The sequence below is a fragment of the Bacillus sp. SM2101 genome, from assembly GCF_018588585.1.
GTDB classification, from domain to species: domain Bacteria; phylum Bacillota; class Bacilli; order Bacillales; family SM2101; genus Nanhaiella; species Nanhaiella sioensis.
On the sequence record NZ_JAEUFG010000145.1, the window covers coordinates 1 to 503 of the forward strand.

The following is a 503-nucleotide window of genomic DNA, read 5'->3' on the forward strand; positions in this document are numbered from 1 at the left end:
TTCACCATCAGGCCATTTAGCTAATACTTCATATATATTATGACCTTTACTATTTGGTATCAATACTTGCTTATCATTTAGCATAACTTCCATTTCTCTTCCGTTTTCATTCCATAAGTAAACAGTTATTTGGGGATTGCCTTCAATCTGAATATTAATTTTATCGTTGGGTTCGACTCTAACAGATTCAAAATTATCAGCAATTTGGTACGGAGAACTAGCATCAGTTTGTACAACCTGAGTATATAAACCTTGCTTTCTTTTCCATTTGTAATTACCTACTAACATTTCATAATCCGTTTCATTTATATTAATCTTCCCTGACATAGATGGGGGAAATTCCTCGCCCCTTCCTTCCGTGTCTTTAAACATTTCGTTTGAAGAACCAGTTATCCAAAACGAAGAAAATACTATAATTACAAATAACAATGTATTTATTCTCATCATTGTTCCTCCCTTTTAATAATTAACGAATAAATACCAGTAAAAGTTTCAGTATTCCC

Annotated in this window: 1 protein-coding gene; it reads right to left on the reverse strand. The window is 32.2% G+C overall.

Annotated elements, in window-relative coordinates; genetic code table 11:
• A partial coding sequence (locus tag JM172_RS24650) for a hypothetical protein (RefSeq protein WP_214485003.1) occupies positions 1–444 on the reverse strand: 444 nt, incomplete at its 3' end.
• Positions 445–503: the final 59 nt, after the last annotated feature.